Source organism: Terrabacter sp. AAH1 (assembly GCF_054456855.1).
The window spans coordinates 131148-155285 of sequence record NZ_JBTJJV010000007.1 but is presented as its reverse complement, the minus strand read 5'-3'; the positions used below and the strand labels follow the sequence as shown (position 1 = coordinate 155285).

The following is a 24138-nucleotide window of genomic DNA, read 5'->3' as shown; positions in this document are numbered from 1 at the left end:
GCACGCTCCCCCGACCGACCCTGCCACGACTCCCGGGCGGACACTTCAACGGGTCACGGGTGACGAGGGCACGCTCACGTCGATGGTCGAACCTGGCTCTGCCATAAGGATCTTCACGAGCTTCGCCTTGCGCTCCCCGTCGCCGGCGCCGCCCCACACGACGGTCTTGCGCCGCTCCCCCGACTGCACCGTGAAGGAGACCTGGTCGGCGGACGACAGCGACACGCCGGACACGTCGGCTCGCACCGCCGCCTCGAGGGAGCCGAGGGCCTGGAGGGCCGCGGTCACGCCGGCCTTCGTCACCTGGTCGGAGCCCGCACTGACGAGGGGCACGCCTGCCGGCGGCGTGGACACGGTACGGAACGCGAAGCCGTCTCGGTCCACCACGTCCACCTGACCTCGAGGGTTGCGCACGGCCAGGACGGCCACCCTGGGGTTCACGTCGATGTGGATGGTGTCGGGCAGGCTCCGGCTCACCGCTACCCCGCTCCAGGCCTTGCCCTCGACCAGGCGACGAGCGACCTCGTCGGTGTCGACGCGCATGATCGGCCCGCCGAGGGGCACCGCTGCGACGCTGCGCACCTGCGCGGCACCCGCGGCAGGGACCCCCGTCACCTCGACCTTGGATGCGATGAGCACGCCGCTGAACCAGCCGAGCCAGGCCACGAAGCCCGCCACCAGCACGAGGCCCACGAGCACGCCCGCGACGAGGCGCGGACGACGCCGCGCGGCGGCCGCACGTTTCTCGAAGCGCGTGCGCGACGACGCGAGACCCGTGCCCGCCACCCGCCGGGCCGCCCCCCGCTCGAGCATCACGACGACTCTCCTCCCAGGAGTCGGAGCACCTCGGGGCCGACCATCGTCACGTCGCCGGCACCGACCGTGAGCACGAGGTCACCGGCTCTGGCCAGCGCGGCCACCCGGCCCGCGACGTCGGACCACGAGGGCACGTAGTGGACCTCCGCACCGGCCCGCGCCGCACTGACGGCGTCGGCGACGAGCTGACCCGAGACACCCGGGACGGGGTCCTCCCGCGCGGCGTAGACGTCCATCACGACCACGACGTCGGCCGGCGACAGGCCTGCCCCGAGCTCGGTGGCGAAGTCCCGGGTGCGGCTGTAGAGGTGCGGCTGGAAGACGACGACGAGCCGGCCGGCCTCGCCGACCAGCGCCTTCGCGGTCTCGACGACGGCCGCGACCTTGCCCGCGTTGTGGGCGTAGTCGTCGACGACGACGACCCCGCCGGCCTCCCCCTTGGGTTCGAACCGGCGTCGGGTGCCGGTGAACGAGGCGAGCCCCGCCAGAACCCGATCGGGCTGCTGCCCGAGTCCGTGGACCGCCGCGACGTAGGCGGCCGCCGCGTTGAGGGCGTTGTGGCGCCCGGGGACGCCGAGCGTCATCAGCCGTTCGGGCTCCCCCGCAGCGTCGTCGACGCGGTCGACGCGGGCGACGCGGTCGACGAGCGTCACCGAGGAGGTCACGCCGTCCTGGTGGTGGTCGCCGAGCACGACGTCGGACCCCGGGTCGAAGCCGTACGTCAGCACCCGCGTGCCGGCAGCCCGGGCGCGCTCGGCGAGGGCCACGGCACCTGGGTCGTCAGCGCACGTCACGAGCAGGCCGCCGGGTCGGATGGTGCCGACGAACGCGTCGTAGGCGGCCTCGACAACCTTGAAGTTCGAGTAGAAGTCGAGGTGGTCGGGCTGGACGTTCGTGACGATCGCGACCTCGGGGCGGTAGACGACGAACGACCCGTCGCTCTCGTCGGCCTCGACGACGAACACGTCGTCGGACCCGTCGTGGGCGTTGGTGCCGTGCTTGGCCAGCTCGCCGCCGACGGCGAACGACGGGTCGAGGCCGCACCCCTGGAGCGCCACCGTGAGCATCGAGGTGGTCGTCGTCTTGCCGTTGGCGCCGGCGACGGCGACCGGGCGCCGTCCGTGCATCAGCGCGGCCAGCCCCTGGGCCCGGTGCAGCACCGTCGCGCCGCGCTCGCGGGCCGCCACGAGCTCGACGTTGTCGTCGCGGATGGAGCTGCTCATGACGATGGCGTCGGCTCGCTCCTGGTGGCCCTCGTGGAAGCCGACCCAGACGCCGGCCCCCTCGCTCTCCAGGGCCTTGAGCACCGGCACGTCCTTGGCGTCGCTGCCGGTGACGCGTATGCCGCGGGCGAGCATGATGCGCGCGACGCCCGACATGCCGGCGCCGCCGATCGCGAGGAAGTGCACGTGGCCGAGGTCCGCGGCGTTCGGCACCGGGGCCCGGAAGTCGAAACGAGCCGACGCGAACGGGTCGTCGACGGTGGGCGTGCGCGGGCTCTGGGTCACGGGGTCCTGCTCTCTGCTGCACGGTCGACGAGGTCGGCGAGCTTCTCGTCGGCGGCGGGCTCACCCAGGGAGTGGGCGGCCGCGGCCATCCGGGACACCCGCTCGGCGTCGGTGGCGAGCGGCAGCAGCTCGGCGTCGATCCAGGCGGGCGTGAAGTCGCTGTCGTCGACGACCACGCCTCCGCCGGCGGCGACGACCTCTGAGGCGTTGGCCCGCTGCTCGCCGTTGCCGACGGGCAGGGGCACGTAGACGGCGGGCAGCCCGACCGCGGTCAGCTCGCAGACGGTGTTGGCGCCCGACCGGGCCACGACGAGGTCGGCGGCGGCATACGCGAGCTCCATGCGGTCGGCGTAGGGGACGACGACGTACGGGGCGCCCTCGGCCGGCGCCTCGGGGGCGAACTCCTTGCCGAGGCCGGTCACGTGCAGCACCTGCACCCCGGCGCGGCTCAGCGCCTCGACCCGCGCCCGGAACGCGTCGTTGAGGCGCTGCGCGCCGAGCGACCCACCGGTGACCAGCACGGTGGGAAGGCCCGACCTCAGGCCGAAGTGCGCGTTGGCCTCGGGTCGCATCGCGGCACGGTCGAGCGTGGCGACCTCGTGGCGCAGGGGCATGCCGATGCGCTGGGCGCCGGGCAGCGACGTGCTGGCGAAGGTGGTCGCGACCGCAGTGGCCCACCGGGCGCCGAGCCGGTTGGCGAGCCCCGGCCGGGTGTTCTGCTCGTGGATGACGATGGGGACGCCGCGGCGCCGCGCGGCGAGGTAGGCGGGCGTGCTGACGTAGCCGCCGAAGCCCACGACGACCTCGGCCCCGGTTTCGTCGATGGCCCGGCCCGCGGCGTCGACGGCGGCCTTGAGCCGGGCGGGCAGGCGCAGCAGGTCGGCGCTCGGGCGGCGGGGCAGCGGCACCTTCGGCACGACCGCGAGGTCGTAGCCCCGGGCCGGGACGAGGCGCGCCTCGAGGCCCTCCTGCGTGCCGAGCGCGGTCACCCTGATGTCGGGGTGGCGGCGCCGCAGCGCGTCGGCGAGGGCGAGCAGGGGCGACACGTGGCCGGCGCTGCCTCCCCCGGCGAGCAGGACGGAGGTGGGCGAGGACAGGGGGATCACCGACTTCTGCGACGTTGCGGAACGGACCGCACCCGGGACGGTAGCACCGAGAGCGACCGACGGACGAGGCTGGGGCGTGCGTCGAGCAGCGCCTTGCAGCCGGGCTCGTTGCGGGCGAAGGACAGCAGGATGCCCAGCGCCACGAGGGTCGTGACGAGCGAGGAGCCGCCCGCGGAGACGAGCGGCAGCGGCACGCCGATCACGGGGAAGAGACCGATGACGGCACCGATGTTGATGATGGCCTGTCCGAGGAGCCAGGCCATGATGCCGAACCCGGCAATGCGCACGAAGCGGTCCTGGGTGCGGCTGACGAGCCGGAAGCACGCCCACGCGAGGATGCCGAAGAGGAGCAGGATCATCAGCGTGCCGGGCAGGCCGAGCTCCTCACCGATGATCGCGAAGATGAAGTCGTTGTGCGCTTCGGAGAGCCACTCCCACTTCTCCTTGGACGCCCCGAGCCCGACGCCCCACCAGCCGCCGTCGGCCAGCGCGTAGAGCCCGTGCACCGACTGGCCGCACCAGCCGTCGGGGTCGGCCTGGCAGGTCGGGTCGAGCCACCGGGCGATGCGGTCCATGCGGTTGCTGCTGCCCGTCACCATGACGGCGACACCGACGGCCGCGAGGGCGCCCGCGATCGCGAAGACGCGCATCGGGGCTCCCGCCACGAGCAGGACCGCCGCGATGATGACGAGCACGACCATGGCGGTGCCCAGGTCGTGCCCGGCGAGGATGAGCCCGAGCACGACGGTGGCGACGGGGATGAGGTAGGGCAGCGCGACGTGCAGCATGCTGGCCATCCGCGATGCCTTGTTGGCGAAGATGACGGCCCCGACGAGCACGAGACCCACCTTGGCGAACTCGGCCGGCTGGAACTGCACCGGCCCGAGGGCGATCCAGTTGCGGTTGCCGTTGACCGTCTTGCCGAACGGGATCACGGCAGCCAGCAGCAGCACCGAGACCACCATGGTCGGGAAGGCGAGGCGCTTCCACCAGCTCACGTCGAGCCGGCTGGCGAGGCCGGCGAGGACGGCGCCCACGACGGCGAAGAGCAGCTGGCGCACGAAGATCGAGTACGAGGCCTCGTCGGCGATGAGCGCCTCGACGCTCGACGCGGAGAACACCATGATCAGGCCGAAGACGACGAGCGTGGAGGTGGCGCCGAGGATGAGGTAGTAGGTCGTCAGCGGCGACTCGAGCTTGCCGATGACGGGCAGCGGGCGCGGCCCGGTGGAGGCGGTGCCCGCCTTGTCGTCGGCGGTCGTCGCGCTCACTCCGGACCCCCGTGTGCCTCCAGGTGCCGCCGGACCGCCTCCTCGAAGGCGTCTCCGCGGGCCCCGTAGTTGGTGAACATGTCCATCGACGCGGCGGCAGGAGCGAGCAGCACGACGTCGCCCGGCTGGGCGAGGCGGGCTGCCTCCCTGACGACACGGTCCATGACTCCAGTGTCGGTCTCGGACACGTCGACGACCGGCACATCGGGCGCGTGTCGGGAAAGGGCGAGGGCGATCTGGGCGCGGTCGGCGCCGATGAGAACGACGCCACGCAGCCGCGAGGCCATCTCCTCGACGAGACTGTCGACGTCGGCGCCCTTGAGCAGGCCGCCCGCGACCCACACGACGGAGTCGAAGGAGCGGATCGCCGCCGCGGCGGCGTGCGGGTTGGTCGCCTTCGAGTCGTTGACGAAGCGCACCCCCTGGACCGTGGCGATCTCGGCGATGCGGTGGCGGTCGGGGCGGAAGGCACGCAGCCCGTCGCGCACGGCCATGGGGCCGACGCCGTACGCCCGCGCCAGGGCGGCGGCGGCCAGCGCGTTCGCGACGTAGTGGGGCGCGACCGAGGGCGCGTCGCCCTGGAGGTCGGCGAGCGTGCACAGCTCCGCGGCGGAGCGCTGCCGCTGCTCGACGAAGGCGCGGTCGGCGAGGACGTCCTCGACGATGCCGACCATCGAGGGCGCCGGGATGCCCGTCGTGAAGCCGATGGCGCGGCAGCCCTCGACGACGTTGGCCTCCATGACGAGCTGCTCGGTCTGGATGTCGGCGACGTTGTAGATGCAGGCGAGGTGGGTGTTCTCGTAGATCTTGCCCTTGGCGCGGAGGTACTCGGCGTAGCTGCCGTGCCAGTCGATGTGGTCGGGGGCGACGTTGAGCACGGCCGACGCGACGGCGGAGATCGAGCGTTGCCAGTGCAGCTGGAAGCTCGAGAGCTCGACGGCGAGCACGTCGTAGGGCTCGGGGTGCAGCACCGCCTCGAGGAGCGGCGTGCCGACGTTGCCGGCCGACGTCGCGCGCAGGCCGGCGTGCTGGAGGATCGAGGCGAGCATGTTGACTGTCGTGGTCTTGCCGTTGGTGCCCGTCACGGTGAGCCAGGGAGCGGCGCCCTCGCGCGCCCGCATGCGCCAGGCCAGCTCGACCTCGCCCCACACCGGGATGCCGGCCGTGGCGGCCGCGAGCATGAGCGGGTCGTGCGGTGGGACGCCCGGCGAGGTGACGACGAGCTCGGTGCCCGGGGGCGGCTCGACGACGTGCTCGGGCCCGAGGCGCACGTCGACGTCGAGGATCCCGAGGATGGTCGCGCGCTCGGTGATGACGTCGGTGGTGTCGCGCGAGACGACAGTGACCCGCGCCCCGCGCTCTGACAGCGCGTCGGCAGCGGCGAAGCCGGAGACCCCGAGGCCGACGACGAGCACGTTGATGCCGGGCCAGTCGGCGTCGCGGTGGGTCAGGCCCTCTCGGGGCTCGTAGGTGGGGTCGAAGGTCACTGGGAGCCCACCACCCACTCGGCGTAGAAGACGCCCAGGCCGAAGGCGACGAAGAGTCCGGCGATGATCCAGAAGCGGACCACGACGGTGACCTCGTTCCACCCGACCATCTCGAAGTGGTGGTGGAGCGGTGCCATCCTCAGCACCCGTTTACCGGTGGTCTTGAACGAGGCGACCTGCGCGACGACGGAAAGGGTCTCGAGGACGAACATGCCGCCGAGGATCACGAGCAGCATCTCGGTGTGCGTCGTGATGGCGAGGCCCGCGAGCGCGCCGCCGAGGGCGAGCGAGCCGGTGTCGCCCATGAAGATCTTCGCCGGCGTCGCGTTCCACCAGAGGAACCCGAAGCACGCGCCCATCCCGGCCGCGGCGACGAGGGCGAGGTCGTGGGAGTCGCGCACCTCGTAGCACTTGATGCCCGGGTTGGTCTGGCAGTTCTGGTTGTAGGTCCAGATGCTGATGAGGACGTACGCGCCGAAGACCATCGTCGAGACGCCTGTCGCGAGGCCGTCGAGGCCGTCGGTGAGGTTCACGCCGTTGGAGGCGCCGGCGATCATGACGTTGGCGAAGATGACGAAGAGGATGACGCCGACGACGGTGCTGCCGCCGAGCGCGAGGCTGATGTTGGTGTCGCGCACGAACGACACGAGCAGCGACGCGGGCGTGCGGTACTGCTCGTTGGGGAACTGCAGCGCGAGGCCGGCGAACGTGATGCCGACGAGGGCCTGTCCGAGCAGCTTCTGCTTGGAGCGCAGTCCGAGGCTGCGTTGCTTGCGGATCTTGATGAAGTCGTCGAGGAAGCCGACGAAGCCGAGCCCGGCCATGAGGAAGAGCACGAGCAGCCCACTCGCCGTCGGCGGGTTGAGGGTGAGCACGTGTGCGAGGAAGTAGGCGCCGAGCGTCGCGGCGAGGATGACGGCCCCGCCCATCGTCGGCGTGCCGCGCTTCGTGTGGTGCGAGGTCGGGCCGTCGTCGCGGATGAACTGGCCGTAGCCGCGCTTGACGAGGAACTTGATGAACAGCGGGGTGCCGAACAGCGAGATCAGCAGCGAGATGGACGCTGCGAGGAGGACGCCCTTCACCGCGCCACCGCCTCGGCGGCGAGGCGGTCGCCGAGCCAGCGCAGACCGCTGTCACGGCTCGACTTGAGCAGCACCACGTCGCCGGGCCGCACGCGCGACGAGATCAGCGCGTAGGCCTGGTCGGTGTCGGCCACCCACTCGGCGCCCGGGAACGCCTCGGCGATGGGGCGCGCCCCCTCGCCCACGGCGACGACGTGGTCGAGACCCAGCTCGGCGGCATACGCCCCCACGCCCGCGTGCTCGGCGTCGCTGTCGGCCCCGAGCTCGAGCATCCCGCCGAGCACGGCCCACCGCTCCCCCGTCGTCGTCATCGCGGCGACGGCATCGAGTGCCGCCCGCATCGAGTCGGGGTTGGCGTTGTAGGCGTCGTTGACGACGACGACCCCGTCGGGACGGTCGGTGATCTCCATGCGCCATCGGCTCACGGCCTCGGCGGCACCGAGCCCGGCGACGACCTGGTCGAGCGAGAGGCCGAGCTCGAGAGCGGCGGCCGCGACGGCGAGGGAGTTGCCCACGTGGTGGGCTCCGCTCTGGCGCAAGGAGATCGACGCGGTGCCCTGCGGGCACACGAGGGTGTATGCCGCCCTGCCGCGCTCGTCGAGCACGACGTCCTCGGCGCGCACGTCGGCATCGGCCGAGAGCCCCACGAGCTGCACGCGTGAGCGCAGACCGGTGGCCATGGCGGCGACCACGGGGTCGTCGGCGTTGAGGATCGACAGGCCTTCGGCGGGCACCGCCCGGGGCAGCTCGGCCTTGGCGATCGCGATGTTCTCGCGCGAGCCGAACTCGCCGACGTGCGCGCTGCCGACGTTGAGCACGATCGCCACCTGCGGGGGCGCGATGCGCGTGAGGTAGTCGATGTGGCCGATGCCACGGGCACCCATCTCGGCGACGAGGAATCGGGTCGTCGGGGTCACCCGGCACACGGTCAGCGGGACGCCGATCTCGCCGTTGAGCGAGTTGACCGGTGCGACGGTCTCGGCCACGGACGAGAGCACGGAGGCCAACAGGTCCTTGACGCTCGTCTTGCCGGACGAGCCGGTGATGCCGACGACGCGCAGCTCGGGGGCACGGTCGACGACGCCGCGGGCGACGCGACCGAAGGCCGTCTGCACGTCGTCGACGACGACGCACGGCAGGCCATCGACCGCCCGCGAGGTCAGGGCTGCGACGGCCCCGGCTGCGGCCGCGGCCGGGACGTAGTCGTGCCCGTCGGCCGTCTCGCCGACCCGGGCGACGTAGAGGCTGCCGGGCTCGCACTCGCGCGAGTCGGTCGTGACGGTGCCCTCGACCGAGATCTCCTCCGGGGCGGTGGTGCCGTGCACCTCGCCCCCGGTGAGGTCGCGGATCTCACTCAGCGACAAGGGGATCACGCCGTCACCCCCGAGGAGGTGGCGGCTGCGAGGGCGGCGCGGACGGCGTCGCGGTCGTCGAACGGGTGCTTCACTCCCTGGATCTCCTGACCCTTCTCGTGTCCCTTGCCGAGCACCACGACGGTGTCGACAGGGCGGTCGTCCCCCGAGTGGACCACCGCGAGCGCGATGGCCTCGGCGATCGCGCTGGCGCGCGTGCCGCCGTCGATGATCTCAGTCGCCCGCGCGGCGCCGTCACGGACCACCTGCTGCGCCCCCTCGACGACCGCCGCGCGGATCTCGGCGGGGTCCTCGGAGCGCGGGTTGTCGTCGGTGACGACCACGACGTCGGCGCGGCGCGCAGCGGCGGCGCCCATGGCCGGGCGCTTGCCACGGTCGCGGTCGCCACCGGCGCCGAGCACGGCGATGAGGCGGCCCTCGGTCGTGGAGCGCAGGGCCGAGAGCGCCGCGTCGACGGCATCAGGGGTGTGCGCGAAGTCGACGATGCACCGGGGCCCGTCGGGGCCACCGGGGGCGACGACCTCCATGCGCCCGGGCACGTCGGGCTGCACGGCCATCGCGGCCTCGACGTCGGCGGGCTCGACGCCGAGCCGTAGAAGGGCGAGGACCGCCAGGGCGGCGTTGGCGACGTTGAAGTGCCCGGGGAGGTGCGAGACCAGCGCGAGCGCGGCTCCCGTCGCCCGCTCCCGCAGGTGGAACGCACCGCCGGACGACTCCTCGACGGTCCAGTCCGCGTCGGCCGGGTCGGGCGTCCCCGCCTCGGGCGTCCCCGCCTCGGGCCCGGACCCCGTCGCGAGCGTCGTCGTGGGCACTCCGGACTGCTCCGCCAGCCGACGGCCCCACGCGTCGTCGACGCAGACGACCGCTGCGCGGGCGCGCCGCGCGGTGAAGAGCGACGCCTTCGCGGCGAAGTAGTCGTCCATCGAGTCGTGGAAGTCGAGGTGGTCCTGGGAGAGGTTCGTGAACAGGGCCACGTCGTAGACGACCCCGTCGACCCGGTGCAGCTCGAGGGCGTGGCTCGAGACCTCCATCACACAGGCGTCGATGCCGCGCTCGCGCATGACCCCCAGCAGTGCGTGGAGGTCGGTGGCCTCCGGGGTCGTGCGCACCGACTCGATGCGCTCGTCGCCGATGCGCGTCTCGACGGTTCCGATGAGGCCGGTGCGCCGGCCGAGCGCGCGCAGCGCCGACTCCACCAGGTACGCGGTGGTCGTCTTCCCGTTGGTGCCGGTGATCCCGACCATGGTGAGGTCGGCCGACGGGTGCCCGTAGACGAGGTCGGCGACGTCACCGAGGACGGCTCGAGGGTCGTCCACCACGAGGACCGGCACGGCGCAGCCGGCGAGCCGGTCGCCGCCCTCCGGGTCGGTCAGGACGGCGACGGCCCCGGCCTGCACGGCGTCCTCGGCGAACCGCGCCCCGTGCACGTTGAAGCCCGGCAGGGCGGCATACAGGTCGCCCGGGACGACGGCACGGCTGTCGAGCGTGACACCGGTCACGAGCACTCCGTCGGCCACTCCGTCGGCCAGTCCGTCGGCCAGTCCGTCGAGCTCGGCCGAGGCCCCGATCCGGGCGGTCAGGTCGCGGAGGTGCACGCGCGACGAGGCGGGTCTTGGGGGGGAAGGTGACACGTCATCCCAACTTACAGGCCATCCCGCAGGGCCCGCGCATTGCTGATGACCCGGGGGTCGTCGGACGACAGCGGCTTCTCGGCCCAGACGTGGTAGTCGAGGTTCGACGCGGGGCTGGGCGGGGCACCGGTGCGCTCGAGCAGGTAGGTCATGATCTGGTTGAAGACCGGCCCGGCGAGCATGCCGCCGAACATGCCGGCCGAGGGCTTCTGGATGAAGACCGCGACGACGTACTTCGGCGCCTCGGCCGGCGCGAAACCGATGAACGAGGCCGTGAAACCGTTGTAGCGCTTCAGCTTGTCGTCGTAGCGGTCGGCCGTGCCCGTCTTGCCGGCCACGCGGTAGCCCTTGATGCGGGCGGCGCTCGCGGTGCCGTTCTGGCCCGTGACCTCCTCCATCATCCGCGACAGCTTGACGGCGGTGTCCTCGGTGACGACCCGCGACGGCGTCGTCGCGGCGGACGGGATGAAGGTACCGCTGTCGTTGACCGTGCCCTCCACCAGCGACGGCGGCACGCGTACGCCCTTGTTGGCGATGGTCTGGAAGACGCCGGCCTGCTGGATCGCCGTCACGGCATAGCCCTGGCCGAAGAGGATCGTGTAGCGGCGCGTCGAGACCCAGTCCTTCGCGCCGGCGAGCAGCCCGGCGGACTCACCAGGGAAGCCCACCGGCGTCTTGGCGCCGATGCCGAACTTGCGGTAGTACGCCTCCATGACCTGCGGCGTCACGCGTTCGCCGATGAGGATGGTGCCCATGTTCGACGACTTGGCGAGCACGCCCGTGGCCGTCATGTTCTCGACGCCGTGCGGCTCGTTGTCCTTGAAGGAGGTGCCGGCACGGGGCAGGCGCGGGGGCACGATGACACCGGTGTCGGGCGTGATCACCTTCTGCTCGAGGGCTGCGGCCATCGTCATGAGCTTGCCGGTCGACCCGGGCTCGAAGGCGTCGTTGAAGGCGTAGTTGCCCAGCGACGCCTTCTTGGCGTCGGCGAGGTCGTTCGGGTCGAAGGTGGGGTAGCTCGCGGCGGCCCGCACCTTGCCCGTGGCCACCTCCAGGACGACCGCCGTGCCCGACTCGGCCCCGACGCCGGTGACCTGCTTCGCGAGGGCGTTCTGGGCGTACCACTGCAGGTCGGCGTCGATCGTCAGCCTGACGTCGCGGCCGTTGACGACCGGCGTGTCGACGCGCTGCGAGCCCGGGATGATGTAGCCGTCGCGCGCCCGCTCGGCGACGCTCACCCCGGGCGTGCCCTTGAGCGCGGTGTCGAGCATCTGCTCGACCCCGCCGGCACCGCTCTGGTCGTCTGGCCGCACGAAGCCGACGAGCTGGCCGAGTGCCATCGAGGTGGGGTAGATGCGCTGGGCGGTGCGCGAGCCGGTGATGCCGGGGATGCCAAGCGCGCGGATCTCGCGGTAGATCGCGGGGTTGACCTCCTTCTTCACCACGACGTAGCGGGTGTTCGACCGGGTGAAGAGCTTGGTCAGTGCGGCGGTGGACATGTCGAGCAGGGGCGCGAGGTCGGTGGCAGCACGGGTGACACCGACCTTCGCGCGCTTGCCGTCGACCTTGACGGTGTACTCGGGGATGATCTTGGGGTCGGCCGCGATGGTGAAGCGCTCGACGGAGTCGGCGAGCACCTGGCCGTTGGTGTCGAGGATCTGTCCGCGCATGGCCGGGGTGGTCGTCTTCACCGACCGCTTGAACTGCGCGGCCTCCTGGGTCGCCGACGCGTCGAACGCCTGGATGCGCAGCAGCTGCCCGGCGAAGATCGTGAAGACGAAGAGAACGGCGACGAACATGACCCGCGCCCTGCGGCGCGGGTTGGCCTTGGAGATGCGGAGCGGGCGGCGTGGCCGGCGAGGGCCTCTGGGGCCACGGGGACCTCGGGCGCCCCGGCCGGCGCCCGCCGCAGCAGCCCGCTTGGGCGCTGGGCCTCGTCCGCGGGCGGGGGCCTTGCGGGAGGTGGTGCCCGGTCGCGCCGCGGTCCGGGCCGAGGGTCGGGCGCCGGGTCGGGCGCCGGGTCGGGGGGCCGACGCTGCAGCGGCACCTGCAGCGCGCGCACGCGAGGGCGCCTGCCGACGGACGCCGCCGGCCTGACGTGGCTGCTGCTTGCCGGCGGGCTGGCCGGCGACCTTGCCGGTGGGCTTGGCCGGCCTCCCGGAGCTGACCTGCCCGGTGCCGGCGCCGGCGCCGGTGGCGCGTGAGGGCCGGGTGGCACGGGCGGGCGCGGCGCCGCGGCCGGTCCGCCGGGGGTCGGCGCCTCGGTGCTGCGTCACGGTCTCACCTCACCGTCGTCGTCGAGAGTCTGCTAGTCCGTGGTGCCCAGTGTGGGCGCCCCGGACGTCCCGTCCGTTGCACCCGGCACCGTCGGCGTGGCGCCCTGGCCGCCGCTCCCGGCCTTGTCGGCCTTGTCGGCCTTGGACTTGTCGTTCTTCGCCTTGTCGGACGCCGCCTTGTCGGCCTTCTGCTGGTCGGCCTTGGCCTGCTGGGCGAGGTCGGCGTGGGAGGCGGCGTTGGTGGCGGTCGTCGCCGACGACAGCAGCTTCTTGACCCTGGCCGTGACGGCCGGCGGAGTCGGGCTCGTGACGATCGGGAAGGCGTTGTTCGTCGTTGCCGGCTCGGCGTCACCCGTCACGGTCCCCTTGGACAGGTCGACGTAGCCACGGGTGTTCATCCGCACCATGCCGATCCCGGCTGCGCTGCGGGCGAGGGCGCCGGTGGCGGAGGCCCGGTCGATCTCCTCCTGCAGGTTGCCCGCCGTGTCGCCGAGCCGCGCGGACTCCCGGTTGAGGTCACCGAGCGCGAGCGAGCCCTGGGCGAGCGCGGTGTTGAGCAGCAGCAGCGAGATGAGACCGCCGGTGAGCAGCCCGATGCAGATCGCCACGAAGGCGCCGTTGCCGGTGCGGGTGATCCGGGCCGGGATGACGCGCAGCGGCGTGGGGGCGGGCCCACGCCGCGGGACACGGAGCGGCCGGGCCGTGGCGGTCATCTGGCTCATCGGGGGGTTCCCTTCCTGGGGCTTCTGGCTGAGGGGTGCGTGCCGGTGTCGCGCACGCGCTCGGCGACACGGAGGCGGGCCGACGCGGCCCGGGGGTTCGTGGTGACCTCGTCGTCGCCGGGCGCCTCGGCCCCGCGCGTGACGAGGCGGAGGTATGCCGCGTGCTCGGGCAGCTCGACGGGCAGACCGGGCGGGGTGCTCGACGTCGCACCCTCGGCGAAGGCGCGCTTGGTGGCCCGGTCCTCGAGGGAGTGGTACGACAGCACGGCGATCCGGCCGCCGACCGCGAGCACGTCGATCGCCTCGTCGATGGCTCGGCGCCAGACCTCGAGCTCGTCGTTGACCTCGATGCGCAGCGCCTGGAAGGTGCGCTTGGCCGGGTGCCCGCTGTGTCGCTGCGAGGCCGCCGGGATGACGCGACGCAGCATCTCGACGAGCCGCCCCGACGTCGTCCACGGCTCGAGGTCGCGGTCGTGGACGATGACCTTGGCGATCTTGTTCGCGAACCGCTCCTCGCCGTAGTCGCGCAGGATCCGCGTCAGGTCCTCGACCGAGTAGGTGTTGAGGACGTCGGCGGCGGTCCTGCCGGTCGACTGGTCCATGCGCATGTCGAGCGGGGCGTCGACGCGGTAGGCGAACCCGCGGTCGGCCTCGTCGAGCTGCAGCGAGCTGACCCCGAGGTCGAAGAGGATGCCGTCGACGGCCGGCACGTCGAGGCCGGCCACCACGTCCTTGATGTCGTCGTAGACGGCGTGGACGGGCCGGAACCGGTCGCCGAACTGCGCGAGCCGCTCCCCCGCCAGCGCCAGGGCCTCGCGGTCGCGGTCGATGCCGATGACCACGCACTCCGGGAAGCGCGTGAGGACGCCCTCGGCGTGACCACCCATGCCCAGGGTGCCGTCGACGTGCACGGCGCCGGGACGCTCGAGGGCCGGGGCGAGCAGGTCGAGGATGCGGTCGCGCATCACGGGGACGTGGCGGTCGTGCGCCTGTCCTCGATCGCTCATGGTGCGTCCCTCTCACGCTGGTGCTGCTGCTGTTGGTGTGACTGGTGTGACTGGTGTGACCCGTCGGAGGACACAGGTGTCCACCGTGGTCGGGGTGGGTGCGGATGTGCTGCGGCGTCAGTCGTGGCGGTGACCAGGTGGAGGGTTCTGGTCGGCGCTGGATCGGCTGGCGGCTGGGTCGGCTGTCGTCGGTGGGCTGTCGTCGGTGGGCTGTCTCGGGTGGCGCTGCGGGTCTTGGACCTGCGGGCTGGTCCCCATCCGCTGCCTCGCCCGGGACGGGGGAAGTCGTCCCGGGAGCGGAGCGGCTGGAGGCCGGCACTCAGGTGCACGGCGCCACGAGCGGCGGGTCAGAAGAGGCCGGGGATCACCTCCTCGGCGGTGTCGGCGAAGCTCTGCTCGGTCTCCTCGAGGTAGGCGTTCCAGACCGCGCTGTCCCAGACCTCGAGGCGGGAGCCGGCACCGATGACGGTGACCTCGCGGTCGAGTCCGGCGTACTGGCGCAGGTTGGCGGGGATGGTGAAACGGCCCTGCTTGTCGGGGATCTCGTCGGAGGCGCCGGAGAGGAAGACGCGCATGTAGTCGCGCGCCGCCTTGCTCGTGGTCGGCGCCTGACGCATCTGCTCGGCGACCTTGACGAACTCGTCCATGGGGTAGATGAACAGGCTGCGCTCCTGGCCGCGCGTCACGACCAGGCCGCCGGCCATGCGCTCGCGGTACTTCGCGGGCAGGAACAGACGGCCCTTCTCGTCGAGCCGGGGTGTGTGCGTCCCGAGAAACATGGACCGCCACCTCCCCTTTGTCGACCCGCAGGCGTCCCCATTCCCTACCTTGATGCCCCACGATACTCCACTTTGCTCCACCGTCAACGAACTTTGACCGAAATCCGACCTCCGCGTCGCGTATTTACGCAGGTCAGGCGGGGTGGAGCGATGTGGAGGGCCGTGACGGCCCCGGCGCCGCCGCGAGGCCACGACATCCAGCGGCACCGGGTGACGCGACCGAGCGATGACCCCCGTCCGTGCTCACGGCACGCGGCGAAGGGCCTCGAACCGAACCGATCGGGCCCTGCGGACGTCGCCTGTGGAGGAAAGTGGAAGAGTGCTCGTCCCGGCCGCCGCGCCCCAGGGTGACGGCCGCGTACGACACGTGCGCGGCATCCCTACCCGCGGCCGGGGTCCATGGGAGAAGATCTCCTGACGGGTCACGCACCCGCCGGGCAAGGGCTGCGCCGCACGAGGCGCAGGACACGGGGACGACAAGCGGAGGACAGTGTGACGACGACGGACACCGGGCTCGAGACCACGGCAGGACGGGACGGCGCCGCGGACGCGGCAGACCTCGGCCTCATCCACGACGTGGCCGACCGGCTGATGGCCGCGATGACGAGCGTCATCGAGGGCAAGCCCGACGTGGTCCGCACGACCGTGACCGTGCTCTTCGCCGGGGGCCACCTGCTCATCGAGGACGTGCCGGGCGTCGGCAAGACGATGCTCGCCAAGACGCTGGCCAAGTCGATCGACGCGACGGTGCGCCGCATCCAGTTCACCCCCGACCTGCTGCCGAGCGACGTCACCGGCGTCAGCATCTTCAACCAGGATGCACGACGGTTCGAGTTCCGCCCGGGTGCGATCTTCGCCAACGTCGTCGTGGGCGACGAGATCAACCGTGCCTCCCCCAAGACGCAGTCGGCCCTGCTCGAGTCGATGGAGGAGCGGCAGGTCACCGTCGACGGCACGACCTACACGCTGCAGGCCCCGTTCATCGTCATGGCGACCCAGAACCCGATCGAGATGGAGGGCACCTACCCCCTCCCCGAGGCGCAGCGCGACCGCTTCATGGCGCGCATCTCCATGGGCTACCCGTCGGCCGGCGCCGAGCTCGACCTTCTCGAGAGCCACGGGGCCACCTCGCCCCTCGACGGGCTGACCCCCGTCACCGACGCCGAGACCATCAACCGCGTCCTGCAGGCCGTCGCGCACGTGCACGCCAGCCCCGCCGTACGCCAGTACATCGTCGACCTCGTCGCGCGCTCCCGCTCCACGTCGGCCCTGCGCCTCGGCGCATCGCCCCGAGCCGGCCTCCACCTGCTCCGGGCCGCCCGGGCGTACGCCGCGCTCGAGGGACGCGACCACGTGATCCCCGACGACGTCCAGGTGCTGGCCGGCCCCGTCCTGGCCCACCGCCTCATGCCCTCGAGCGAGACCCAGCTCGCCCGCCGCACGACCGCCGACGTGGTCACCGACCTGCTGCGCCAGGTGCCGGTGCCGCCGGCAGCGCGTTGAGCGGGGCGACGCCGTGCGCGCCCTGCGCAGCGTCCTGACGACGAGGGGAATGGCCTTCTTCCTCTCGGGCATCCTGCTCTTCCTCGCCGGGGTCGTCCTCGGCTTCCGTGACATCACGCGGTTCGGCGTGCTGCTCGTCGCGCTCCCACTCATCTCGGCAGTGCTGGTGCGCACCCGCAAGACCCGCATGCGCATCGAGCGGCACATCCATCCCGAGCGCATCAGCGTCGGGCAGGACGCCCACGTGACGCTCTCCTTCGAGAACGTCTCGACCTCCACGACCCCGCTCTTCCTCGCCGAGGAGAGGCTCGACTACGTGCTCGGCGACCGCCCGCGTTTCGTGGTGGGCCGCATCCCGCCGGGCCGGGTGCGCGCCATCGACTACACCGTCCGGTCGCACCTGCGCGGCCGTCACCAGCTCGGCCCGCTCGGCGTGCAGGTGCAGGACCCCTTCGGTCTCGCCAACCGCCACGCGGTGCTGCAGGGCACCGCCGAGCTCGTCGTGCTGCCGGCGGTCCACCCGCTCTCCTCGAACCGGCAGCCGAGCGCAGGCGTCGGCTCCGAGGGTGAGCAGGCCCACCTCATCTCGCTGCACGGTGAGGACGACGTCACGATCCGCCAGTACCGCGACGGCGACGACCTGCGCCGGATCCACTGGCCGGCCACCGCCCGCACCGGCGACCTCATGGTGCGCCAGGAGGACCGTCCCGCACAGCGCCGAGCCGTCGTGCTCCTCGACCCGCGCCCGACCGCACACGGCGGGGCGGGTGCGAGCAGCTCGTTCGAGTGGGCCGTGACCGCGGCCGCATCCGTGGCCGCCCACCTCTACGAGTCGGGCTACGCCGTCCACCTCGTCTGTGCCGAGACCGTCGACACCAGCCGGGCCATGGAGACGATGACGGCCGACGAGGTGCTCGACGTGCTGGCCACCACCGCGCCACGTGACGACACCGGCGAGGACGAGATCCTGCGAGCGGCCCAGAGCCTCGCCGCAGCCGGCGGCTTCCTCGTGGCGCTCACCGGGGCGCACGGTCGCGACGTCACCTCACGGGTCGCGAGTCTGCGCCAGCCCGGGACCACCGGACTCGCCCTGGTGCTCGACGCCCACAGCTTCGGCGCAACCGAGGCCGACGAGGCCGAGCCGCACGTCGATGCGCTCCGCCTCGCCGGCTGGCGGGCCGTGCCCGTGAAGCGCGACGACGACGTCGCGCACGTCTGGGCCGTGTTGACGGCCGCGACCGTAGGAGGCAGCCGATGACCCGACGCCGCTGGAGGATCACGCTGCTCGCGGCGCTCGCGACGCTGGCCGCGGTCTTCCCGATCACCAGCCTGTTCACCGACGCGGGCTGGCTGCCCGAGGCGGTGCTCATGGTTTTCCTCGTCGCCGCACTCGGCCTCGCCGCCCGCGGCCTCACCCGGTCACGCCTGCTCGTGGTCGCGGTGCAGGTGCTCGTGACCGCCTACGTCATCCTCGCCCGCTGGACCGGCGACAGCTTCTGGCTCGTGCTGCCGACGCCGACCACCCTCGAGGCCGCCAACTCCCTCGGGCTCCAGGCCCTCGACACCATCCAGCGCTACTCCGCGCCCGCCCCGCTCAACGACGGAGTGACCTTCTGCCTCATCGTCGCCATCGCCGCCGTGGCGATCGCCGTCGACGCCATGGCCGCCACCTGGCGCAGCCCCGCCGCAGCGGGACTGCCACTGCTGACGGCATACCTCATCACGGCCGCCAACGGGCAGTCCGCGCTGGCGCTCCGCTTCTTCGTCGTACCCGTCGCGCTCTGGCTCGTCATGCTGCACACGACGGCTCGCGCGCAGTTCGGTCGCTGGGGCACGGCCAGCGCGAACGAGCGGAGCGAGATCGACGAGGCCGCACACGACCGCGAGGCGCTGCGCTCGTTCACGGCCGGCGCCCTCAAGCTCGGCGCCGTCGGCGTCGTGGTGGCGCTGCTCGTGCCGGCCGTCACCCCGCACTTCCCGCCGCGCTACCTCACCGAGGGGCTCGGACGCTCCGGAGGCGGCGGAGAGGGCTCGGTCGGCTTCAACGACACCCTCGACCTCGCCCGCAGCCTCAACAACCAGGACCAGTCCCCCGTCCTGACCTACACGACGACCGCGTTCACGCGGGCCCCGCTGCGGGTCCTCGCGACCTCGTACTACTCGCGCGGCCATTGGCTCGTGGTCAACCAGGGCGGCAACAGGCCCGACAACCCCGCATCCCTGCCGCCGGCGTCGCAGCGACGTGACTACGTCATCACGGTCACCGACAACACGCTGGCCGCGCCGCGCATCGCCGCGCCCTACCCGGTTGTCGAGGTCTCCATGCCGGGCACGCAGTGGAGCATCGACCCGATCACCCGTGACGTCCGGGTGGCCACGCCGGTGGGCAGCTACCGCATCAAGTACGCCGACCTCGCTCCCTCGCCGCCCCAGCTGCGCCAGTCGGGCACGCCGGACTCCCCCGACATCACCGAGGACGACCTCTCGATCCCCGACCGCTCGCGTGACCTAATCCAACGGTGGTCCGACGAGGTGACCCGCGGCGCCGACAACCCCCTCGACCGCGCGATCGCGATCCAGACCCACCTGCGCGACAGCCTGCGCTACACCTACACGCTCGACCTCGGCCAGCAGCCGCGCGACGCCGAGGGCCGGCTCCTCGAGCCGATCCAGGCGTTCTACCAGACGCGCCGCGGCTACTGCGTCCAGTTCGCGACGGCCATGATCATGATGGCCCGCGCGCAGGGCATCCCGGCCCGCATGGCCATCGGCTTCCTGCCCGGGCTCGCCTCCGGCGACAACCGCTACACCGTTCGCGCGAGCGACGCCCACGCGTGGCCCGAGCTCTACTTCCAGGGCTACGGCTGGCTCCGCTTCGAGCCCACGCCGGGGGCGCGCTCCGGCACGCCGCCGCCGTATGCCGTGCTCGGACCCGGCGGAGGCTCCACCGCTGGTGGCCGTGACGTCGACAGCTCGAGCGCGACCGGCGGCGCGACGAGTGTCCGGAAGACGCTGGACAACCCGGCCGCCGACGGAGCCGCTACCCCGCAGCCCTCGCTGGTCGGCTCGATCGGGTCCTGGTTCTCGGTGCGCAACATCGTGACCGCGCTGGCGATCGTCATCGGGCTGCTCGCCGCCTTCATCATGCCGATCACCGCCTGGTGGCTGCGGCTGCGCCGACGACGCGCCGCCGTCACCCAGCAGGAGCTCATCGAGGTCGAGTGGATGGACCTCACGAGCCACCTCGGTGACCTCGGGCTCGCCTCGCCCGACGGGGTCACCCTGCGCCAGCTGCAGCGGCGGTACGTCACCGAGGGCCACCTCGACGAGGAGAACGCGGCCGCGATGGGCCGCGTCACCGCGACGCTCGAGAAGTCGCGCTACGACCGCCCGGAACGCACGTCCCCGCAGGAGGCCATCCGCCTGCACCACGACATCCAGTCGATCCGCAGGCAGGTCGGGCGCACCCGTGCGTGGCAGACCCGGGTCAAGGTATTCCTCTGGCCCGCGGCCGCCGTCTCCTTCTGGCGGTCGCTGCCCGACCGGCTGGGCGCGCTCAGGCGCCGCGGCTGAGGGAGAGCAGCTCGCCCCTCGGGGACGAGCTGCTCTCTCGACGGGTCGCGCCGGTCAGTCCAGGTAGTCGCGCAGCACCTGGCTGCGGCTCGGGTGACGCAGCTTGCTCATGGTCTTGGACTCGATCTGGCGAATGCGCTCACGGGTGACGCCGTAGACCTTGCCGATCTCGTCGAGCGTCTTCGGCTGGCCGTCGGTCAGGCCGAACCGCATCGACACGACGCCGGCCTCGCGCTCCGAGAGCGTGTCGAGCACCGAGTGCAGCTGCTCCTGCAGGAGCGTGAAGCTCACCGCGTCGGCCGGGACGACCGCCTCGGAGTCCTCGATGAGGTCACCGAACTCGCTGTCGCCGTCCTCGCCGAGGGGGGTGTGCAGCGAGATCGGCTCGCGGCCGTACTTCTGGACCTCGACGACCTTCTCGGGCGTCATGTCGAGCTCCTTGGCCAGCTCCTCCGGGGTGGGCTCGCGGCCCAGGTCCTGGAGCATCTGGCGCTGCACGCGGGCGAGCTTGTTGATGACCTCGACCATGTGCACCGGGATGCGGATGGTGCGGGCCTGGTCGGCCATGGCGCGGGTGATGGCCTGGCGGATCCACCACGTCGCGTACGTCGAGAACTTGTAGCCCTTGGTGTAGTCGAACTTCTCGACCGCACGGATGAGGCCGAGGTTGCCCTCCTGGATCAGGTCCAGGAAGAGCATGCCGCGGCCCGTGTAGCGCTTGGCGAGCGAGACGACGAGACGCAGGTTGGCCTCGAGGAGGTGGTTCTTGGCCTTCTTGCCGTCCTGGGCGATCCACCACAGCTCGCGCTTGAGCTTCATCTCGATCTTGTCGCCCGAGTTGAGCTTCTCCTCGGCGAACAGGCCGGCCTCGATGCGCTTGGCCAGCTCGACCTCCTGCTCGGCGTTGAGGAGGGCGACCTTGCCGATCTGCTTGAGGTAGTCCTTGACCGGGTCGGCCGTGGCGCCTGCGGTGACGACCTGCTGCGCGGGGGCGTCGTCCTCGTCGTCGTCGCGGATGACGAAGCCGGACTCCTCCGGCTCGTCGGCCTTGGCGCCTGCGGCCGGGGTGCCCTCGGCGTCGTCGGAGTCCTCGGCGCCCTCATCGGTGATCTCGACCTCCACGAGCTCGCCCTCGGGGGCGTCCTCGGGCTCGGCGTCCTCGAGATCCTCGTCGACCTCACCGGCGACGTCGGCGCCGTCTGCGGTCTTCGTGGCCGACTTCGCGGCGGTCTTCTTGGTGGCAGCCTTCTTCGCCGCGGGCTTCGCGGCGGCCTTGGCCACTCCGGCGTTGGTCGCGGCCTTCTTCGTCGTCGTCTTGGCCGCGGTCGCCTTGGTGGCCGCGGTGGGTTCGTCGCTGTCGGCGGCAGCACCTCGCGCCGGCGCGGTCTTGGCGGCTGTCTTCTTCGCTGCGGTCTTCGTCGTCGCGGTCGTCGTCCGCGTGGCGGACTTCGTCGCGGCGGCAGTCGTGTTGCGTGCGGTGGCCACACTGCCTCCCTTGGTCCCTGAACGGGTCTTCTTCGTCGTGCTCGAGTGCGGCGCGTCGACGACGATCTCGATGTCGTGCGCCTCGAGCGTCGTGAGGACCGGCTTCATCTGCTTCAGATCGAGACCGGCGTCGACCTGAGCTCGCGCGATCTCAGTGCCGGTGATGGACCCGTTGGTGCTGCCCTTGACCAGGAGCTGCATGATCGCCTCGTGCTGGAACACCTTCGGCAGGGTTTTCGGAGCTCCAGCGGTTGTTGCCTTGGGCACGGATGCAGTCGCCTTTCGTCGCACGGTCTCGCCGGATGATCGGCCCGGACGCGGGCATGCATCATCACAACGAACGAGAATGGGGGTTGGTGCCGGAAGGGCTTGGCCTGTCGGAGTCGATCCCTGAGTCGATCTCTCGGTGCGCCTCGTGCGATCCGGTACTCAGACATTATAAAACGCCCCGCGGCGTGCGAGCGAACGCACGGGGCACCAGCGCGCCGCGGACCGGCTGTTCCGGAGGTGGTCCGGTGCCGGTCGCGACCGGTTGGAGGGCGTCAGTCGCCCTTGACGGCCAGGACGGGGCAGCTCGCGTCGAGCAGGATGCGCTGGGCGTTGGACCCCAGGATGAGCTTGCCTACCGGGCTGCGACGACGCAGGCCGATGACGATGAAGTCGGCCTTCTCCTCCTCGGCGACGGAGATGAGGTCCTCGGCCGGGTCGTTGCCGCGCACCAGCTGGCGCACCTCGTGCTCCAGACCCTTCTCCTCGAGGAGCGTCTGCACGCGGGCGAGCTCGGTCTCGAACTGGCTCGCCTCGTTGGCGTCGAAGTCCTTGCCTCCCCGGTGGGAGCTGATGACGACGAGCTTCGTGCCTCGCAGGACGCATTCCTCGGCGGCTCGCCTGAGCGCCGCGCGTCCTTCCTTGGTGGCGACATAACCAACGACGATGGCCACTTTCCCGGACCTCCTTGGGACGGAAACAAGCAGTGCTCGCACCGTACCCGAAATCACGTCACACGGCGCGTGCCGCGCGGAGCCTGGCCGGCACCGCCGCGGACGAGCCGAAACGCCCGGCCCGCAGCAGGGTTCAGGCGTGGTCGTGCGGCCTTCGTTCGAGCGCGTCGCGCACGATGCGGCCCACCTGCTCCTCCTCGATGAGGAAGCCGTCGTGGCCGAACGCCGACGTGATGTGCTCGCGGTGCGAGCGGCGCAGCGCCGAGTGCAGGTCGTCGGACAGCCGCGGCGGGTAGAGCCGGTCGGTGTCGACGGAGACGATCGTGCAGTCCGCCTCGACGCGAGCGAGAGCCGCGGCGACGCCGCCACGGTCGCGTCCGACGTCGTGGGAGTTCATGGCCTCGGTGAGCACGAGGTAGGAGTTGGCGTCGAAGCGGCGGGCGAGCTTGCCGGCATGGTGGTCCAGGTAGGACTCGACGGCGAAGCGGCCGCGGTCACCTGCTCGGAGGGGGTCCTCGCCGAGCTGGGCCTCGCGGCCGAAACGCTCGTCGAGCTCGGTCTCGGTGCGGTAGGTGATGTGGGCGATGCGACGCGCGAGACCGAGCCCGGCATCGGGCCGACGGTCGCCCGCGTAGTAGTCGCCCCCGGCGAAGTCCGGGTCGTTGCGGATCGCCAGCAGCTGCGGCTGGCACCAGGCGATCTGGTCAGCCGTCGCGTACGCCGTCGACGCGAGGACGATGCAGCGGTCGACGTCGGCGGGGTGGGTGACCGCCCACTCGATGGCCCGCATCCCGCCCATGGAGCCGCCGACGACCGCGGCGAGCCGGCGGATGCCCAGCTGGTCGAGCAGTGCCCGCTCGGCCGCGACCTGGTCTCGCACGGTGACATAGGGGAACCTGCTCCCCCAGGCCTCTCCGTCGGGAGCCGTGCTCGCGGGGCCGGTGCTGCCCTGGCAGCCGCCGAGCACGTTCGCGGCGATGACGAACCACTCGTCGGGGTCGACGGTGCGGCCGGCGCCGATGAGGGAGTTCCACCACCCCGGCGACGCGTGACCGTCGCCGGCCTCGCCCACGACGTGGCTGTCGCCGGTCAGCGCGTGCTCGACGAGGATGACGTTGTCCTTGGCCTCGTTGAGCCGGCCCCACGTCTCGTAGGCGAGACGGACGTCGGGCACCAGTCCCCCGCGCTCGAGCTCCACGTCGCCGATCGTCGCGAACTGCCGCCGGCCGACCGGGTCGCCGTCACGCCACGCGCCGTCGGTCCGCTGCCGTCGCGACGACTCGTCGTGGGCCTGCTCGTGCCCGACGCGACGGGAGTCGACAGAGGGTGCGGAGCCGGGAGCGGCGGCCGGGCGCGTCAGGCGTCGCGTGCTCTGCGTCCCGTGGGTAACGGTCATCAAGGCACTCCTCGCTCTTCGCGCTTGCGCACACCCGGGACGGGTGTGGCCAGGTCTTCACCCGGGGCACCCCACCGCGAAGGAGGGTTGCCGACCAGCGAGCCGGGGCTTGTCGCTGGCACTCATGACCTGGACCCACCATAACCGAGCCCGATGCGGCAGCCGAGGCTCCGGTCCACGAC

General features: G+C 72.0%; 18 protein-coding genes and 1 riboswitch. Of the genes, 3 read left to right on the top strand and 15 right to left on the bottom strand.

The genetic code is table 11. The features are described from left to right. Positions 1–45: 45 nt before the first annotated feature. From ACXR8F_RS13020 to mraZ, 12 genes are all read right to left on the bottom strand, one after another. A complete protein-coding gene (locus ACXR8F_RS13020; RefSeq protein WP_458801098.1) occupies positions 46–813 on the bottom strand; it encodes a cell division protein FtsQ/DivIB in 768 nt (255 codons plus the stop codon). Continuing rightward, the gene (gene murC / locus ACXR8F_RS13015) at positions 813–2324 is read right to left on the bottom strand and encodes a UDP-N-acetylmuramate--L-alanine ligase (RefSeq protein ID WP_458801023.1); all 1512 of its coding nucleotides are present in this window, start codon (positions 2322–2324) and stop codon (positions 813–815) included. The genes ACXR8F_RS13020 and murC overlap by 1 nt, the downstream gene beginning before the upstream one ends. Continuing rightward, positions 2321–3430 carry an undecaprenyldiphospho-muramoylpentapeptide beta-N-acetylglucosaminyltransferase gene (gene murG / locus ACXR8F_RS13010; protein ID WP_458801021.1) on the bottom strand — a complete coding sequence of 370 codons (1110 nt, stop codon included), beginning with the start codon at positions 3428–3430 and terminating at the stop codon, positions 2321–2323. The genes murC and murG overlap by 4 nt, the downstream gene beginning before the upstream one ends. Beyond that, positions 3427–4701 carry a putative lipid II flippase FtsW gene (gene ftsW / locus ACXR8F_RS13005; protein WP_045193084.1) on the bottom strand — a complete coding sequence of 425 codons (1275 nt, stop codon included), beginning with the start codon at positions 4699–4701 and terminating at the stop codon, positions 3427–3429. The genes murG and ftsW overlap by 4 nt, the downstream gene beginning before the upstream one ends. Further along, positions 4698–6188, bottom strand: coding sequence for a UDP-N-acetylmuramoyl-L-alanine--D-glutamate ligase (gene murD / locus ACXR8F_RS13000; protein WP_458801019.1), 1491 nt, complete (start codon positions 6186–6188; stop codon positions 4698–4700). Before murD ends, ftsW begins: the two co-directional genes overlap by 4 nt. Continuing rightward, on the bottom strand, positions 6185–7270 hold the full coding sequence (gene mraY / locus ACXR8F_RS12995; RefSeq protein WP_045193082.1) for a phospho-N-acetylmuramoyl-pentapeptide-transferase: 1086 nt from the start codon (positions 7268–7270) through the stop codon (positions 6185–6187). Before mraY ends, murD begins: the two co-directional genes overlap by 4 nt. Beyond that, entirely contained in the window at positions 7267–8643 is a 1377-nt protein-coding gene (locus tag ACXR8F_RS12990; RefSeq protein WP_458801017.1) for a UDP-N-acetylmuramoyl-tripeptide--D-alanyl-D-alanine ligase, read from the bottom strand. Before ACXR8F_RS12990 ends, mraY begins: the two co-directional genes overlap by 4 nt. Beyond that, positions 8640–10238, bottom strand: coding sequence for a UDP-N-acetylmuramoyl-L-alanyl-D-glutamate--2,6-diaminopimelate ligase (locus tag ACXR8F_RS12985; protein WP_458801016.1), 1599 nt, complete (start codon positions 10236–10238; stop codon positions 8640–8642). Before ACXR8F_RS12985 ends, ACXR8F_RS12990 begins: the two co-directional genes overlap by 4 nt. Positions 10239–10285: 47 nt before the next feature. Further along, the gene (locus ACXR8F_RS12980; RefSeq protein WP_458801014.1) at positions 10286–12550 is read right to left on the bottom strand and encodes a peptidoglycan D,D-transpeptidase FtsI family protein; all 2265 of its coding nucleotides are present in this window, start codon (positions 12548–12550) and stop codon (positions 10286–10288) included. A gap of 32 nt (positions 12551–12582) precedes the next feature. After that, positions 12583–13272 (bottom strand): hypothetical protein, encoded by a 690-nt coding sequence (locus ACXR8F_RS12975; protein WP_458801012.1) that lies wholly within the window; start codon positions 13270–13272, stop codon positions 12583–12585. After that, positions 13269–14279: a 16S rRNA (cytosine(1402)-N(4))-methyltransferase RsmH gene (gene rsmH / locus ACXR8F_RS12970; protein WP_458801010.1), complete on the bottom strand. Its 1011-nt coding sequence runs from the start codon at positions 14277–14279 to the stop codon at positions 13269–13271. The genes ACXR8F_RS12975 and rsmH overlap by 4 nt, the downstream gene beginning before the upstream one ends. 347 nt (positions 14280–14626) lie before the next feature. Then, complete coding sequence (mraZ, locus tag ACXR8F_RS12965) at positions 14627–15058, bottom strand: division/cell wall cluster transcriptional repressor MraZ (protein WP_386053978.1); 432 nt, start codon at positions 15056–15058, stop codon at positions 14627–14629. A gap of 492 nt (positions 15059–15550) precedes the next feature. On the opposite strand from mraZ, the gene ACXR8F_RS12960 reads away from it, so the two are divergent. The 3 genes from ACXR8F_RS12960 to ACXR8F_RS12950 are packed head-to-tail and all read left to right on the top strand — an operon-like array spanning position 15551 to position 20134. Further along, positions 15551–16561, top strand: coding sequence for an AAA family ATPase (locus ACXR8F_RS12960; protein ID WP_045193075.1), 1011 nt, complete (start codon positions 15551–15553; stop codon positions 16559–16561). Positions 16562–16610: 49 nt separating this feature from the next. Beyond that, positions 16611–17819 carry a DUF58 domain-containing protein gene (locus ACXR8F_RS12955; RefSeq protein WP_458801007.1) on the top strand — a complete coding sequence of 403 codons (1209 nt, stop codon included), beginning with the start codon at positions 16611–16613 and terminating at the stop codon, positions 17817–17819. Beyond that, on the top strand, positions 17816–20134 hold the full coding sequence (locus tag ACXR8F_RS12950) for a transglutaminase family protein (RefSeq protein WP_458801005.1): 2319 nt from the start codon (positions 17816–17818) through the stop codon (positions 20132–20134). Before ACXR8F_RS12955 ends, ACXR8F_RS12950 begins: the two co-directional genes overlap by 4 nt. A 54-nt stretch (positions 20135–20188) precedes the next feature. Here ACXR8F_RS12950 and ACXR8F_RS12945 read toward each other — a convergent pair whose 3' ends face one another. The 3 genes from ACXR8F_RS12945 to metX all read right to left on the bottom strand — a co-directional run bounded on the left by ACXR8F_RS12945 (position 20189) and on the right by metX (position 23956). Next, positions 20189–21820 carry an RNA polymerase sigma factor gene (locus tag ACXR8F_RS12945; RefSeq protein ID WP_458801097.1) on the bottom strand — a complete coding sequence of 544 codons (1632 nt, stop codon included), beginning with the start codon at positions 21818–21820 and terminating at the stop codon, positions 20189–20191. 341 nt (positions 21821–22161) lie between these two features. Further along, entirely contained in the window at positions 22162–22560 is a 399-nt protein-coding gene (locus tag ACXR8F_RS12940) for a universal stress protein (RefSeq protein WP_045193071.1), read from the bottom strand. Positions 22561–22693: 133 nt separating this feature from the next. Beyond that, a complete protein-coding gene (gene metX, locus ACXR8F_RS12935; RefSeq protein ID WP_458801003.1) occupies positions 22694–23956 on the bottom strand; it encodes a homoserine O-acetyltransferase MetX in 1263 nt (420 codons plus the stop codon). 15 nt (positions 23957–23971) lie between these two features. After that, positions 23972–24086: riboswitch (SAM riboswitch) on the bottom strand. Positions 24087–24138 lie beyond the last annotated feature (52 nt).